This window comes from Providencia vermicola, assembly GCF_020381325.1.
Classification (GTDB): domain Bacteria; phylum Pseudomonadota; class Gammaproteobacteria; order Enterobacterales; family Enterobacteriaceae; genus Providencia; species Providencia vermicola.
This window is the reverse complement of record NZ_JAGSPI010000002.1, coordinates 171,232-186,429: the sequence shown is the minus strand read 5'-3', so window position 1 is coordinate 186,429 and position 15,198 is coordinate 171,232. Positions and strand designations below refer to the sequence as shown.

The following is a 15,198-nucleotide window of genomic DNA, read 5'->3' as shown; positions in this document are numbered from 1 at the left end:
TTATGACTCCTTGGCGGGTTTGACTTGGCGGCGTGTTTCATAATCTAAGCCACCTTCAACCGCCCATTCGGTAAATGAAACCAGTGAGTGTTCCAGCTCCCTTGGCTGCCATTTTTCCGTGAGGTAGTCATCGTTGGTGTAATATTCGAATGCGCCGCCTGTTGGACTATTGACGTACCAAAAATAAGCGGATGAGATTGGGTGGCGGCCCGGGCCAATAAAGGTACTCCATTGATGACGGTTCATCGCTAAGCCCCCACCAATCACCTCGTGAATATCTCGAACGGTAAAGGCAACGTGGTTTAAGCCACTGCCGCGATGCGGTAACTTGAGTAAGAACAAATTATGGTGGCAGCCGTTAATTTGAGCGCGTAGGAAAACGGCGCGATCGATGTAGCGATCCGAAACTTGGAACCCCAGTTTTTGGCAATAAAATGCTTCTGTTTCAGGAAGGTTATCAACAAAGAAAACCACATGACCCACATTAATAGGTGTAGCTTTTTCATAAATTGGGCTAGGTTTATCAATGCGGCGAATGTCTCCCCATTGATTGATACCTGTGACGTCTAGTTGGACGTCTTTTTGTTGTGAAAGGCAAAAAGCAACAGTCATTCCATTAGGATCGCGGCATTGTGCGCCAGTGGATGTTCGCTCAAACCCATCACATTCCTGAATATTATCAATGATTTGATTTAGGTTGCTGAGGTTCTCAACGCCCCATGTAATGCGCCTTAAGGTTGATCCCGTTTCAAAAGGTGCAGGGAGGGAGGCATCATCAAGGGGAAACAATGCCAGCTCGGCGCCCGATAGAGTGCTAAACACGCTTGGATTATTGTTAGAAACATGTAAGCCAAAGTCATGTAAAAATTTTTGGCAGGCCTTAAGGTCTTCAACGCCAAATTCTAATTTTTCTATTCCAATCACTGACATAGCTTAATCCTCTGTAGGTTGGTGTTATTGCCTGATACGTTTTTTGGGCAAAGGAGAGCCGAGGCTTATGGCAATAAACCGAAAAATGGGTAAGTTTTTTACTAACGCTAAATCACTTTGGCTGGGATGATGCCGCCAATAAATTCAGTTAGCTTTTGTGCCGCACTGCGCACTTCATTTTGCAAATATTGGCGCTCCTGCACAGGGATGCTGTCCATGGGAACCATGATACTGATTGCCGCTTCGACCCCGTTGTCTTGGTTGTAAACGGGATAAACAATGGAGGAGATGCCACGGCGATAAAATGATTCACCGATAACATAACCCCGCAGTTTGTCAGCTTGGATCATGTTCCAGAATTCGTGTTTGCTGCCTGCGTTATCAGGGAGCTCTTCATCAGGGTAAAGAGCATCAAATTCTGTAGAAGAAAGCCCACTTAATAGCATGCGCCCTAAAGATGTTCGATGAGCTAATAAGCGTGTGCCGACGCTGACATGGTTAATTTTTGATTCCGCACCGCTGACGCGAGCGATGTAAATAATGTCTCGGCCATCGCGGATCACAAGATGGCTATTGCACTGGCTGCGATCACGCAAATGTTCAATAATCGGTTGCCCTAGCTGGGTCAAATCGAGAGAGGCAATATAACCGAGACCAAGGCTAAGCACTTTGCGACCAAGTGAAAATGCCCCTGTTCTCGGGTGTTGGACAAGGAAATCCAAATGTACCAAGGTTTGGATCGCGCGATAAGCCGTGGCTTTAGGCATATCGACTAAGCGTAGGATTTCCGCAAACGTGAGCTCGCGGTGCTGCTGTGCGAGCAAGAGAAGAAGTTGCAATCCTTTTTCCAGACCAGGTATCAAGTACTTACATGTTGAATTCAATGCCTTAACCTCGCCGCCCATGCGGTCATCAGTTAGTTAAACACAAAGCCGCCGTTGACGGGGATGAGCTGCCCCGTCACAAAATTAGCCATATCAGAAAGCAAGTACAATGCAGTACCAGTGACATCTTCAGGTAATTGCTCCCCTTGTAAGGCGCGACCATTTTCATAAAGCTGGTGGCGTTCTTCAGGGACATATTCAGTGGCTTCAACTTTTGTCAGCCCTGGCGCAATCGCATTAACGCAAATACGGTGTTGGCCTAACTCACGCGCCATTGAGCGAGTCATACTGATAATTGCCCCTTTACTGGCGACATAAGCCATTAGCCTTGGCGCACCCCAAAGGGCAGTATCAGACGCAATATTGACGATTTTTCCATGTTGGCTTTGCTTTAATAATGGTAGTGCCGCTTTTGTTACCAGCCATGTTCCTTTGACATTTACAGTCATAACGCGATCCCAAAGCTCAAGATCGTACTCATCTAACGTTTTACCCCCCACGCCAGTCGCGAGCGCCGCATTGTTGATCAGTCCATCAATGGCACCTTGCTGAGCGATGTACTCAAAGGCTTGGTGAATAGAAGCAGGATCTGCAAGGTCAATACAATAATTTTGTACATCAAACCCTTGGCGGCGTAATGTCTCGGTACTTTCTTGCAAACGCTCTTCAAGAATGTCGCACAGAATGACCTTAGCGCCTTGCTCTGCGACGGTTTGAGCAAAGCTAAAACCCAGCCCTCTTGCCGCGCCAGTGACGACAATACGTTTTCCCGCCAATAGGTTATGCATTTTCAGTTTCCTTACCGTAAATCAGTTCAAACTGTTTTTTGGCCTCACGCTGCATGATGCGACGAAGGCGAGACAAACCGACATCGTGTTGATAGAGAAACTCGTGGTTACGTGCATTTGGTGCGAGGTTTTCTAAAATAATGCGGTCTTGCTCTAACACATCCCAATGCAGCCCCTCTAGGCGGTTGCGGTACATAAAGCGCCAGAGATCGCGTTGCCAGTCTTTGACCTTACGAATTCGCCAGAAGAATACGCGGCAGTGATCTTTATCTTCAGGAACGACCATACCGATGATCCAAAAGTGCCCGCCGGGCCCAAAACGTTTTTGATATGGGATGGATAAACGAAGCCAGTTTGCGCCTGTACTGGCAAATTCTACCCAGTCGAAGTTGACACCGATTTGATCATTTTTACGGAAAATAAACCCTGTTTGAGTGGCCTCAAGGATCATTTCAGACTGTTTATCCCCTTCGGCCATAGAGTGAGAAGAAGAGTGTAGGTACGTGCCATGCATCGGATCCATTACATTTTCAAGGGCATATTGATAGTTACATTTCCACGATGCGGTACAGAGGAAGTGGCTGTGGTTTTCGCCATCGGCTAATTCTTCAGGGAATTCAAGCGCTGGCGGTGTTTCCCCTTCAACAACGGCAAAATAGAGGAAAATAGCACCGTGAATCTCTTGAACTGGATAGGTTTTTAAGCATTTTTGGCCTTCAAGAGGGCATTGGCTAACCGCTGGAACGTCCTTGACAATACCATCTCCGCCTACTTCAACGCCGTGGTACCAACAGGCAATGCGTTCACCAAGGTTCCAGCCCATGGATAAACGTGCACCGCGGTGAGGGCATCTATCTTCTAAGGCATGAATTTGGCCTTTATCATCGCGCCATAAGACAATTTGCTCTTCAAGGCGAGTGATGCCGATGGGATTACTGCTGACTTCCCAGCTTGATAATACGGGGTACCACTGTCCTCGTAGCCCCACATCTAAATACGCTTGATAGTTTTGAGGTTGTGTATTCGTTGTCATAATTTGCTTCCGATTATCAAAGGTTATTTTTATTTTTGTATAAATTACAAAGTACTAATATCCATTAACGAGCAAAAATTCGCGGAAACTGCTTGGTGTCCATGCATGACCTTGTCGGTCAAATAATTGTTGTTGGTTTAAAGCTTCAACGAGGGCTTCGAGAGTTTCTGTTCCTGATGCAAATAAATTTTCTAATGCGGCGATCAGCGCTGTTTCGTATTCATCAGGAAGGCGCGATCGTGTTTGCCAGACAATATTTGGTGCACTTCCAGGTGCTTGAATACTCCCTTTTCCACCTTCTCGTGCAGGAATAATTTGGTTATTTGCGGGGAGGTAAGGATTAATATTTCGAATCGGTTCCATGTTTACTCCTCAATTAAGCTAATTTCGATTTGGTTTTCATGAATGCGGGTTTGATAGGTTTTTAAATCTCGACCACCCGGTTCTCGCAGACATTTTCCTGTTTTGATATCAAAGATGGCTTCATGTAGGGGACACTCAACTTTTCCATCTTCAACAAACCCTTGGCTGAGTAGGGCATAAGCGTGAGGACATACATCTTCTAAAGCGTAATATTGGTCTTCAACCAAAAAAATACCGATTTCGTTGTCATTAACTTTGGCTGAAAAGGGAAATTCTTCTTGAACTTGTGAAACATCGCACACAGCAATCCAGCTCATTTTTTTCTCCTCTTAATACGCAGTAACATTTTGTTTCATATACGAAACGTTGTTTATTATTTAAAACCAGATTAAATGTAGGGGTGATTAATAGTCAATCGAATGTTGACTATATGTAAAATATTCGTTTCAAAATGTGGAGTGTGTCGAGCTTATTGCGTTGTTTAGTTTCATATAAGAAACAGAAGGGGGTTTATCAGCGATTGTGGGAGTTAATATCAGAGCCAATTATAGCCACAAGGTAGTCTGTGGCTATTTTGGTTACATTATTTTAATTCAAACCGTTGTAAGTCTTTACTGACGGTAACAGGGCCAGAGTATTGCTTTCTAACCTCTTTGATCCAAACTTCATCGGTAATCGATGGGTCATCTGCGGGAACAAGGTGGGTGAGTACCAAATGTTTTACATTGGCTTCCTTCGCGATTTTACCGACCTCTTCTGCGGTGGTGTGATGGGAAATAATCGCTTTTGCAAGGGTCGAGCCATTGCCAATTCGGTTTGCTAAGTTTTCAACGCCAGAAACCAGCACAACTTCACTGATTAAAAGGTCGGCATCTTTGGCAAATTCAATAATTTGTTTATTATCAATCATATCACCTGTGATAACGATAGTTTTTCCCTCTGACTGGATTTTATAGGCTAGGGCTTCATCGGAATTAAAAGGGGGATGTGGCACAAACAACGCACTGATTTTCACACCGTCTTTATCAACAATAACACCTTCAGAAATATCTTTGGCAGTGACCATATTACGTAAATCAGGTTTGCCTTCATCTTTAATACGTAAATCAATATCGCGCTTAAAGGTGTCCCAAACACCTTTGGTCATGCTCTCTGTACCCACTGGACCATACACCGTCACAGGGTGGTTTAGCCCACTGTTCCATGCATTCAATAATAACGCAGGGTAATCGGCAACGTGGTCACTGTGCAGGTGAGTAATAAAAATTGAGTCGATATTTTTTAGCGGAGCTTTCGATTGAACTAAGCGCAAAGTTGCGCCGTATCCTGCATCAAAAAGATAGGTTTTATCCCCTTTAATAAATGCGGTCGATTGCGGCAAGCGAGTTTCACTTAATATGGATGGCCCACCTTTTGTTCCAAGGGTAATAATTTCATCGGCATTTGCTAAAGAACTTGAACCGAATAATGCCGCCGCGAGAGATAGAGAGATAAACAGTGGTTTGATTTTCAAAATAGCACCTCTTTTTATTATTAATGAATTTACACTGGTATTGAATAATTATAATTAAAATCTATATGTTGATAAATTGTTAACATATGAATGAGCTTACTTTTGTTTGGATGGTGTGACTATCGTTCTTTAGGATTAATTATAAATTTTTTTATTTAACTTATTAATAACAGTGAATTAGGTGATATTGAAATTCTACGGTTATATAAACTGACTTTATTATTTAATTAAAAAAGAGAGTTTATTTAATAATGCAATTTAAATTAGATTTAAAAACTAATAGGAATGAGTTTATTAAGTTTTATTAATTAGAGTTATTGGGAATATAATGAATCAGCGAATTTAGCGATGTAATTCCCCATATTTTCTTATGTGTATCCCACCTTTTTTTGATCTCACGTGAAGTTTTTTGAAGCTGTTAGCGGGAAAATACCTTCTATTGAAATAAGAGGGTGTGCAAGTGAGCAACGGAATACAGCTTCGGGTTAAAGGTAAAGTACAAGGGGTGGGTTTTCGTCCCTATGTTTGGCAGTTGGCACATCAGCAGCAATTGCATGGAGATGTCTGTAATGATGGTGAAGGGGTGCTTATCCGCCTACTTGCAAATGCAGATATCACTAAATTTAGCCAATTATTACAACAACATTGCCCTCCTTTGGCGCATATAGAGAGTATTCAATCACAATCTTTTCAATGGGATGTTTTACCCGATGAGTTTACCATTCGCCGTAGTGGCGAAGGGAAAATGGATACGCAAGTGATCCCCGATGCGGCAACCTGTGATGCTTGCCAGCAAGAACTTTTTGACCCGAAAAATCGCCGTTTTCATTACCCGTTCACCAACTGTACTCATTGCGGGCCGCGCTTTACGATTATTCGCCATATGCCTTATGATCGCCCAAATACCGCGATGGCTGATTTCCCGTTATGTCCTGAGTGTTTGGTGGAATATCAATCCCCCGCGGATAGGCGTTTTCATGCGCAGCCCAATGCATGTGCTGTATGTGGCCCCGAAATTAAGCTCAGTGATGCTTTTGGGCTGACGGTAGCGGAGAAGGAAGGGGCGTTAACATCGGCATCGCAATATTTACTTGCAGGTAAAATTATTGCCATCAAGGGGTTAGGCGGCTTTCATCTTGCTTGCGATGCAACGGATGACCATGCAGTGCAAGCGCTACGCATGCGTAAACATCGCCCAACAAAACCCTTTGCGGTGATGATCCCGTCTTTAGATTGGTTAAAAAACCAAGGGGTGAGTGTGAGTGATGGGCTAGCCTCGTTGTTAAAAAGCCCCGCAGCGCCGATCGTTTTAATCAAGCAGTGGAAAAATAGTGGGTTAAGCCAGTTCGTTGCTCCATATTTAACTGAGTTAGGGGTGATGCTGCCTTCAAACCCCTTACAGCATTTATTGATGGCTGAGGTAAAAAAACCATTAATCATGACTTCAGGAAATGCCTCAGGGAAGCCCCCTGTACTTACGGAGCAAAGTGCGTTCAATGATTTAGCTAATATCGCCGATTTTTACCTGACACATAACCGAGATATCGTACAACGTGCTGATGATTCTTTAGTTCGTTTTCACCAAGGTCAGGCCGAAATGTTACGTCGTGCTCGTGGCTATGTACCCGATTCTGTAGATTTACCTGAAGGGTTTGAAAACTCACCCTCTATATTAGGGTTAGGGGCTGACCTGAAAAATACGTTCTGTTTACTGCGCGATAAAAGCGCGGTATTAAGCCAGCACCTTGGGGATTTGGACGACTTAGATATTTTTGAGCAATACCAAAGTTCGATTGATTTGTTTAAGTCAATTTACCGTTTTACCCCAACGGTATTGGTTGGGGATATGCACCCAAACTATGTCAGCCATCGCTTTGCTAAGCAACTATCTGCGCAGTTGGATATTCCCTTTGTGCACGTTCAGCACCATCACGCCCATATTGCAGCCGTAATGGTGGAGCATGGTTTGCCAAGAAATACAGATAAGGTGATTGGTTTAGCACTTGATGGGTTAGGTTTTGGTGATGACCAACGTCTCTGGGGTGGGGAATGTTTACTAGTGGATTATTCATCCAGTCAATATTTAGGTGGATTGCCTGCGGTTGCATTGCCCGGAGGCGAAATGGCGGCAAGGCAACCTTGGCGTAATTTATTGGCTCACTGGTTACAGTTTGTTCCCAACTGGCAACAGCAACCAGATGCAATTCAACTTCTTGAACTCCCTTGGCAAGGACTGGAAAAGGCTATTGAACGGGGGCTCAATTGCCCAACAGCGTCTTCCGCGGGGCGGTTATTTGATGCTGTTGCTGCTGCCCTTGGTATTTGTACGGCACAAACCAGTTGGGAAGGTGAAGCGGCGTGCCAACTTGAAGCGCTGGCGATGAACTCTGAGGTTATGACACACCCAGTGACGATGCCATTAATTAATCAACACCTTGATTTAGCAACGTTTTGGCGTGAATGGGGTGCTTACCAAGCGCCGAAAGCACAACGTGCCCATGCGTTTCATATTGCGTTAGCAAATGGGTTTGCGCAGCTTGCGAAAGCATCTGCCCAGCAATATGGCATTAAGACAATCGTGCTATCAGGGGGGGTGATGCACAATAAATTATTACGAAATTTATTAATGAATAATTTAAATGAATTTGAGGTATTAACGGCAAGGCAGTTCCCGATGGGGGATGGTGGATTGGCATTAGGGCAAGTGGCGATAGCCTCAGCAAAATTAAAGGGTTAGCCTATGAGGAATATTGTGATGTCTTTAGAAAGTATATTAGGCTGATTTTTGTATATTTTAATTCTTAATTAAAATATTCTTTTTTTGATATTGATTCTTATTTAGATAATTTGTAATTATATTAATGGATTGGTTATTAATAATACTCTAATTTCGTTTAATTAAATGATAAGCAAATAATGATTTTCTATATCTCAATGATAATTAATGAAATTTATATTTAAATTAATGTGATGCATAGCGCATTATTGAATAATAAATGATTGAATTCTATTTAATACATCACTTTTATCTTCCAGTAACTGAATCGATTTTTCTAACAAATATATAAAAAAGATAAAATTTCTTATTTCCTCTTGATGAAGATCAAGTGATTAAAAATCGGTAGGAATAGGATCCTATTTTATATATATGCACCAGGTTACTTAAATAAGAATTTATTTCATTAAGCTCAGTTTTGTTGTCAATTTGAATTGCAATGATACAAGCGTAAGGCGTAAGCGTATTTAGCACGTCGGGTTTTGTGGCATCTCTAACGCAAAGATAATCAACGAAATTTGTTTAATGAATAGGTTCTAAGCCACCCATAATAATAGGAAAAAAGAATGATAGGAGATAACTCTATTAATTCTCCTCACGGTATTAACCGCCGTGATTTTATGAAGTTATGTACAGCGTTGGCAGCAACGATGGGGCTAAGCGGGAAAGCAGCGGCCCAAATTGCTGAATCTATTAGCGACCCTGCTCGTCCGCCTGTCATCTGGATTGGCGCACAAGAATGTACGGGTTGTACCGAGTCCCTGCTGTGTTCTACCCACCCAACCCTCGAAAACTTAATTCTGGATACAATTTCACTGGAATACCATGAGGTGTTATCTGCCGCTTTTGGTGAACAAGTTGAACAGAATAAGCATAATGCGATAGAAAAATACAAAGGAAAATATGTTCTTGTCGTCGATGGTTCTATCCCGCTGAAAGACAATGGTATTTACTGCATGGTTGCAGGGAAACCAATTGTTGAGCATATCCGTGAAGTGGCTGAACATGCCGCTGCCGTGATTGCAATCGGTTCTTGTGCCTCTTGGGGCGGTGTTGCAGCGGCGGGCGATAACCCAACGGGCGCAGTTGGGCTAAACCAAGTTATCAAAGATAAACCAGTGATTAATATCCCAGGTTGCCCGCCAAATCCACATAACTTCCTTGCGACCGTTGCCCACTTAATTACGTTTAATCGCCCGCCAGCACTGGACAGCAAAAACCGTCCAATGTTTGCTTATGGCCGATTGATTCACGAGCACTGCGAGCGCCGCCCTCATTTTGACGCAGGCCGTTTTGCCAAAGAGTTTGGCGATGATGGTCACCGTGAAGGCTGGTGTTTATATCACTTAGGCTGTAAGGGCCCTGAAACTTACGGTAACTGTTCAACATTGCAGTTCTGCGATGTTGGCGGTGTATGGCCTGTGGCGATTGGCCACCCTTGTTATGGCTGTAACGAAGAAAATGTTGGCTTCCACAAAGCGATTCACCAACTTGCGAGTGTGGAAAACCCAACGCCACGGGCGGATAAACCTGATTTAAATAACCGTGAAGGCGGGCAAATATCATCAACCGCCGTTGGCTTAATTGGTGGTGTTGTGGGGTTAGTCGCTGGGGTGAGTGTGATGGCGGTACGTGAATTAGGTCGCCAAAAACGCCAGCAAGACCATGACTCACGGGGAGAATAACCGTGAATAGACGAAATTTTCTTAAACTCTCCGCAGGGGGAGCGCTCCTTGCGGGCAGCTCACCAAGCTTGGCGGGAGCGGAAAACCGACCGCCAATTCCAAACTCCCTTGGCATGCTGTACGACTCAACTTTGTGTGTTGGGTGCCAGGCCTGTGTGACAAAATGCCAAGATATCAACCACCCAGAGCGTAACCCAGTCGGGGCGCAAACATGGTCGAACAACGACAAGCTTACCCCATACACCAATAACATTATTCAGGTCTGGAGCAGCGGCACTGGGGTGAATAAAGATCAGGAAAAAGACGGCTACGCCTACATTAAAAAGCAGTGTATGCATTGCGTTGACCCAAATTGTGTCTCTGTTTGCCCTGTTCAAGCACTGAAAAAAGACCCGAAAACGGGCATCGTTCATTATGATGCAAGTGTGTGTACGGGTTGCCGCTACTGCATGGTGGCGTGTCCGTTCAACATTCCAAAATATGCTTACGATGATAAGTTTGGGGCTATCCATAAGTGCGAGCTATGTAATCAAAAAGGCGTTGAGCGTCTAGACAAAGGCGGTTTACCTGGCTGTGTGGAAGTGTGCCCAACTGGTGCCGTGATTTTCGGTACGCGGGAAGAGTTACTCGCTGAAGCGAAAAAACGCTTAACTCTCAAAGTGGGCGATGAATACGGCTTTCCACGTCAAACCTTGCATAGCAATGACCCAAATGTCATCAAAGTGCCGAAGTATGAAAACCATGTGTATGGCGAGCTTGAAGGCGGTGGAACGCAGGTCATTGTGCTCTCAGGCGTGCCATATCAACACCTTGGCTTGCCTGAATTGGAGCAGCTTTCGACAGGTGCGCGCTCTGAATATGTTCAACACACGCTATACAAAGGCATGGTGTTGCCGTTAGCGGCGCTAGCAGGGTTGAGCTTCTTGGTGTATCGCAATACCAAGAATGACAAACACGAAGGAGATGACTCAAATGACGACGCATCATAAAGAAAAGCCGTTAGGTGGGCGTTTAGTCAGTTGGCCAATTATGGTCTTTGGGCCATTGGTGTTGCTTTGCGTCATTCTGATTATCAAACGTTTGGTTTTCGGCCTAGGTTCGGTTTCTGACCTTAACGGCGGTTATCCGTGGGGGATTTGGATTGCTTTTGACTTGCTGATAGGAACGGGATTTGCTTGTGGTGGCTGGGCACTGGCTTGGGCGGTGTATGTGTTTAACCGCGGGGAATATCATCCGCTGGTTCGTCCTGCATTACTTGCCAGCTTATTCGGCTATTCGCTCGGTGGTTTATCCATCACTATCGACGTGGGGCGTTATTGGAACTTACCGTATTTTTATATCCCAGGTTTCTTCAACACCAATTCGGTACTGTTCGAAACTGCCGTATGTATGACGATTTACATCGGCGTGATGGCATTAGAATTTGCCCCAGCCTTGTGTGAGCGTTTTGGCTGGAAAGTCTCATTGAAACGCTTGAATAAAGTGATGTTTTTTATCATCGCATTAGGGGCACTGTTGCCAATGATGCACCAATCCTCAATGGGATCGTTAATGATTTCAGCGGGATACAAGGTACATCCAATTTGGCAAAGTTATGAAATGTTGCCGCTGCTCTCGTTGTTGACCGCATTTATTATGGGTTTCTCGATTGTCATTTTCGAAGGCTCATTGCTGCAAGCTGCCTTAAAGGGGCAAGGGGCAGATGAGCGGCCGCTATTTGTGCGGTTAACGCAAATTCTGCAAGTGCTCTTGGTATTGTTCCTTGTGTGTCGATTTGGCGAGTTAATTTATCGCGAAAAACTGCACCACATCTTTAATGGCGACTTCTACGCCATGATGTTCTGGATAGAAACCGTGTTAATGGTGATCCCATTAATTATTTTCCGCATGCCATCACTACGAAATGATTCGCGTTGGTTATATATCAGCGGATTAAGCATGTTAATCGGGGCGGCAATGTGGCGGATGAGCTATTCCCTTGTCGCGTTTAATCCTGGGGGCGGTTACGACTACTTCCCAACATCAGAAGAACTTTTAATTTCAATGGGTTTTGTGGCAATTGAGGTCTGCGCGTATATCTTGCTGATCCGCCTACTACCCGTTATTCCAGCATTGAAAAAAACAACGATGAGCCATTCAGAGGCCCGAGGTAAAGCATGAGCCAACGTATAACAATAGATCCAGTCACTCGTATCGAAGGTCACTTACGCATTGATTGTGAAATTGAAGATGGAAAAGTCACCAAGGCTTGGGCTTCAGGCACTATGTGGCGCGGCATGGAAGAAATTGTCAAAGGGAAAGACCCTCGTGACGCATGGATGATCATGCAGCGTATTTGTGGGGTTTGTACCACTGTTCACGGCATTGTATCTGTACGTACCATTGAAAGCGCTTTGAATATTGATGTGCCTGTTAACGCGCAGTACATCCGTAATATGATTTTAGCGGCGCATACCATTCAAGACCATATTGTCCATTTTTATCAATTGTCGGCGCTTGATTGGGTAGATATCACCTCTGCGTTAAATGCAGACCCAAATAAAGCGGCAGAAATCCTCAAAGGGGTTTCCACATGGCCACTCAATAGCGCAGAAGAATTTACCCGCGTACAAGACAAAATCAAAAAACTGGTGGCGAGCGGGCAATTAGGGATTTTTGCGAACGGTTACTGGGGGCACCCAGCGATGAAATTGTCGCCTGAAGTGAACTTGATTGCGGTCGCGCACTATCTGCAAGCCCTTGAATGTCAGCGGGATGCTAACCGCATTGTGGCCCTGTTAGGGGGAAAAACACCACATATCCAAAACCTTGCGGTGGGCGGTGTTGCGAACCCTATCAACCTTGATGGGGTGGGGGTTCTTAACCTTGAACGCTTGATGTATGTGAAATCTTTTATCGACCGTTTAGGGGATTTTATCGAGCAAGTATACAAAATCGATGCAGCAGTGATTGCAGCGGGTTACCCAGAATGGTTAGAAGTCGGCCAAGGGGCGAAGCATTACATGTGTATGCCTGAAATGCCGATGGACGGCAAAAATGGCAGTTTCTTATTGCCGGGTGGCTATCTCGAAAACAGTGATTTCAGTACCTATCGCCCAATTACCAGTCACATGGACGAGTATTTGATCAACGGTATCAAAGAAAGTAGCAAACACGCGTGGTACAAAGAAAACGAGCCACAAGCACCGTGGGAAGGCACCACAAACCCTAACTACACTGGTTGGGACGATGACGGTAAATATTCATGGGTGAAAGCGCCAACCTTCTATGACAAAACCGTCGAAGTGGGGCCATTAGCGGACTTACTGTGCAAACTGGCGGCAAAACACGAGCCAACGGAAAAACACTTTAACGATGTGGTGAACCTGTATCAAACATTGACGGGTAACAGCATTGGTATCGATCAGCTGCACTCTACATTAGGCCGTATTATTGGTCGCAGCGTGCGTTGCTGTGTTCTGAATGAAACACTGTCAATTCAGTGGCAAGCGCTGGTGGATAATATTGGTAAGGGCGACTTTACTACCTTTGTAAAACCAAACTTCCCAGAAAACGCAACGATTAAAGGCGTGGGTTTTGGGGAAGTGCCGCGTGGCTTGCTATCGCATTGGGTGGTCATTAAAGACGGTAAAATTGAAAACTATCAGGCTGTTGTGCCCTCTACATGGAACTCTGGCCCACGTAATTTCAATGACGAACCAGGCCCTTACGAGCAAGCGTTGGTAGGAACGCCTGTTGCTGACCCAACTAAACCACTTGAGGTAGTGAGAACCATCCACTCATTTGACCCTTGCATGTCTTGTGCGGTGCACATTGTGGATCCTGAAGGTGGGGAAGTCACTAAGGTTAAGGTGTTGTAATGCGAATTTTAGTCTTAGGCGTTGGCAATATTTTGCTGAGCGATGAAGGGATTGGCGTGCGCATTGTTGAAGCGTTGGAAGAACGCTATCACTTGCCTGAATGTGTGGAAGTTCTCGATGGCGGTACCGCGGGAATGGAATTGATCGGCCCAATGGCCTCCCGTGACCACTTAATCATTGCGGATGTGGTGTTATCGAGCCAGCAACCTGGCTCGCTATTAGTGCTACGTGATGATGAGGTGCCTGCGTTGTTTACCCGTAAAATTTCCCCTCATCAGCTAGGATTATCTGATGTGTTATCTGCTCTGCATTTAACGGATGAATTTCCTCAGCGTTTGACCTTAGTGGGCGTCGTACCTGAGTCCTTAGAGCCGCACATCGGTTTAACCGCAATAGGGCAAGCGGCGTTAGAGCCTGCGTTGCAAAAAGTGGTAGATGTGCTGCGCAGTGAAGGTTTGGAAATTACGGCAAAAGAAGAGCGTTTACATGCCTGATGACATTAAAGGTTATCAAAGTAACCCACGAACTCTCGTTGAGGCCGCATTTCAACGGGTGGCGGAGCAATCGATGCACGATTTGTCTTTCCTCCACCCCGCGATGCCGGTCTATGCCAGTGAGTTTGCTTTGTTTGAAAATCAATGGGTTGGTGCGGTTATCACCCCGTGGATGCTCAGCGCCCTCATTTTACCTGGGCCTGACCAGTATTGGGAGCAGCGTACTGTCGGCGACAAAATTGGCTTGATTTTACCTTATGGGGAAATGACCTATACCGTTGGAGAACTTGACGGACTAACACAATATTTTGCCTGTTCATTGATGTCGCCATTAGATAAAAGCTTGAGTCCTGAGCAAGGTATTCACCTTGCGGATGATTGCCGCCGTATTTTGTTGTCGCTGCCAGTGAGTGACCCAAATGTGCCGCAGTCGCCAGCGCGCCGCGCGTTATTTGCGCGTCACTTGAAGGAGGCATAATGCATGAAGTTTCATTGTGCCAAAGCACACTTGAGATTATTGAAGAACAAGCCAAGCGAAATGCCGTGAAGAAAGTCACGGCAGTTTGGTTAGAAATAGGGGCGCTTTCCTGTGTTGAAGAAAGCGCATTTCGCTTTTGTTTTGATATCGCCTGTCGCGGTACTGTCGCGCAAGGTTGCCAATTGCATGTAGTGCATCGCCCCGCACAAGCGTGGTGCTGGGATTGCAGTGAAATGGTGGAAATTGATAGCCATCAGTCTGTTTGCCCACAATGCCAAAGTCTGAATTTAAACGTAGAAAGTGGCGATAGCTTGCGCATTAAAGAATTAGAAGTCGAATAGTTTTCAAAGTGACTTTGAGGTGTATCAACCTTGCGATTTTGATTATGTATTAA

15 protein-coding genes are annotated in these 15,198 nt (G+C 44.9%); 8 read left to right on the top strand and 7 right to left on the bottom strand.

The features are described 5' to 3' along the window. The 7 genes from KDJ85_RS03405 to KDJ85_RS03375 all read right to left on the bottom strand — a co-directional run bounded on the left by KDJ85_RS03405 (position 1) and on the right by KDJ85_RS03375 (position 5,511). On the bottom strand, positions 1 to 930 hold the full coding sequence (locus tag KDJ85_RS03405; RefSeq protein WP_225818483.1) for a VOC family protein: 930 nt from the start codon (positions 928 to 930) through the stop codon (positions 1 to 3). Positions 931 to 1,037: 107 nt separating this feature from the next. Further along, a complete protein-coding gene (locus tag KDJ85_RS03400; protein WP_225818482.1) occupies positions 1,038 to 1,835 on the bottom strand; it encodes an IclR family transcriptional regulator in 798 nt (265 codons plus the stop codon). 11 nt (positions 1,836 to 1,846) lie between these two features. Then, positions 1,847 to 2,602 carry an SDR family oxidoreductase gene (locus KDJ85_RS03395; protein WP_225818481.1) on the bottom strand — a complete coding sequence of 252 codons (756 nt, stop codon included), beginning with the start codon at positions 2,600 to 2,602 and terminating at the stop codon, positions 1,847 to 1,849. Continuing rightward, positions 2,595 to 3,635 (bottom strand): aromatic ring-hydroxylating oxygenase subunit alpha, encoded by a 1,041-nt coding sequence (locus KDJ85_RS03390; protein ID WP_225818480.1) that lies wholly within the window; start codon positions 3,633 to 3,635, stop codon positions 2,595 to 2,597. The genes KDJ85_RS03395 and KDJ85_RS03390 overlap by 8 nt, the downstream gene beginning before the upstream one ends. 54 nt (positions 3,636 to 3,689) lie before the next feature. Further along, positions 3,690 to 3,998, bottom strand: a complete 309-nt coding sequence (locus KDJ85_RS03385; protein WP_225818479.1) for a recombinase-like helix-turn-helix domain-containing protein — start codon at positions 3,996 to 3,998, stop codon at positions 3,690 to 3,692. A gap of 2 nt (positions 3,999 to 4,000) precedes the next feature. Then, a complete protein-coding gene (locus KDJ85_RS03380; RefSeq protein ID WP_225818478.1) occupies positions 4,001 to 4,315 on the bottom strand; it encodes a Rieske (2Fe-2S) protein in 315 nt (104 codons plus the stop codon). A 266-nt stretch (positions 4,316 to 4,581) separates the two neighbouring features. Beyond that, on the bottom strand, positions 4,582 to 5,511 hold the full coding sequence (locus tag KDJ85_RS03375) for an MBL fold metallo-hydrolase (protein WP_225818477.1): 930 nt from the start codon (positions 5,509 to 5,511) through the stop codon (positions 4,582 to 4,584). A 460-nt stretch (positions 5,512 to 5,971) separates the two neighbouring features. Here KDJ85_RS03375 and hypF point away from each other — a divergent pair, with 460 nt between their 5' ends. The 8 genes from hypF to hypA all read left to right on the top strand — a co-directional run bounded on the left by hypF (position 5,972) and on the right by hypA (position 15,145). After that, the gene (gene hypF / locus KDJ85_RS03370) at positions 5,972 to 8,248 is read left to right on the top strand and encodes a carbamoyltransferase HypF (protein ID WP_225818476.1); all 2,277 of its coding nucleotides are present in this window, start codon (positions 5,972 to 5,974) and stop codon (positions 8,246 to 8,248) included. A gap of 605 nt (positions 8,249 to 8,853) precedes the next feature. Next, positions 8,854 to 9,972, top strand: a complete 1,119-nt coding sequence (gene hybO, locus KDJ85_RS03365) for a hydrogenase 2 small subunit (protein WP_206083631.1) — start codon at positions 8,854 to 8,856, stop codon at positions 9,970 to 9,972. A 2-nt stretch (positions 9,973 to 9,974) separates the two neighbouring features. Then, positions 9,975 to 10,961, top strand: a complete 987-nt coding sequence (gene hybA, locus KDJ85_RS03360) for a hydrogenase 2 operon protein HybA (protein ID WP_225818475.1) — start codon at positions 9,975 to 9,977, stop codon at positions 10,959 to 10,961. Beyond that, positions 10,945 to 12,132 (top strand): Ni/Fe-hydrogenase cytochrome b subunit, encoded by a 1,188-nt coding sequence (gene hybB / locus KDJ85_RS03355; protein ID WP_225818474.1) that lies wholly within the window; start codon positions 10,945 to 10,947, stop codon positions 12,130 to 12,132. Before hybA ends, hybB begins: the two co-directional genes overlap by 17 nt. Next, the gene (hybC, locus tag KDJ85_RS03350) at positions 12,129 to 13,832 is read left to right on the top strand and encodes a hydrogenase 2 large subunit (RefSeq protein ID WP_225818473.1); all 1,704 of its coding nucleotides are present in this window, start codon (positions 12,129 to 12,131) and stop codon (positions 13,830 to 13,832) included. Before hybB ends, hybC begins: the two co-directional genes overlap by 4 nt. After that, positions 13,832 to 14,326 carry a HyaD/HybD family hydrogenase maturation endopeptidase gene (locus KDJ85_RS03345; protein WP_225818472.1) on the top strand — a complete coding sequence of 165 codons (495 nt, stop codon included), beginning with the start codon at positions 13,832 to 13,834 and terminating at the stop codon, positions 14,324 to 14,326. Before hybC ends, KDJ85_RS03345 begins: the two co-directional genes overlap by 1 nt. Further along, a complete protein-coding gene (gene hybE, locus KDJ85_RS03340) occupies positions 14,319 to 14,804 on the top strand; it encodes a hydrogenase-2 assembly chaperone (RefSeq protein ID WP_225818471.1) in 486 nt (161 codons plus the stop codon). The genes KDJ85_RS03345 and hybE overlap by 8 nt, the downstream gene beginning before the upstream one ends. Further along, positions 14,804 to 15,145, top strand: coding sequence for a hydrogenase maturation nickel metallochaperone HypA (hypA, locus tag KDJ85_RS03335; protein WP_225818470.1), 342 nt, complete (start codon positions 14,804 to 14,806; stop codon positions 15,143 to 15,145). The genes hybE and hypA overlap by 1 nt, the downstream gene beginning before the upstream one ends. The last annotated feature ends 53 nt before the right edge of the window (positions 15,146 to 15,198 follow it).